This window comes from Colwellia sp. BRX8-7 (genome assembly GCF_014077275.1).
In the GTDB taxonomy this organism is placed as follows: domain Bacteria; phylum Pseudomonadota; class Gammaproteobacteria; order Enterobacterales; family Alteromonadaceae; genus Colwellia_A.
Genome location: NZ_JACGVP010000097.1, coordinates 1 through 432, shown reverse-complemented (window position 1 = coordinate 432; position 432 = coordinate 1). Strand labels below are relative to the sequence as shown.

At 39.6% G+C, this 432-nt stretch carries 1 protein-coding gene; it reads left to right on the top strand.

Going from position 1 to position 432, the window contains the following annotated elements:
• Window positions 1-432, top strand: a 432-nt coding sequence (locus H4J57_RS19590) for a transposase (RefSeq protein WP_182244006.1), incomplete at both ends; no start/stop codon positions are given.

Genomic DNA, 432 nt, shown 5'->3' with positions numbered 1-432 from the left:
CACAATTCAAGGTGTTACTTATCGGTATTGAACAGTTGGATAAAGCAATAAAACAGCTGTACAAAAAACAACAAGACAAGGCTATTTTTGATAGTTTACCTGGCGCAGGCCCACAACTAGCACCGCGCTTATTAGTCGCTTTTGGGCACAATAGAGAACGTTATACGGATGCTTCACAGATGCAGAAGTATGCGGGTATTGCACCCGTTATTGAAAGCAGCGGTAAAAAGACATGGACACATTGGCGGTACAGTTGTCCTACTTTTTTAAGGCAAACGTTTGTTGAATGGGCTGGTTTTTCGATACGATATTCATTCTGGGCAAAAGCTTATTATGAGCAACAAAAAAGTAAAGGTAAACCACATAACAGCATAATAAGATCGCTTGCTTTCAAGTGGATAAGAATAATATTTAGGTGCTGGAAAACGAAGA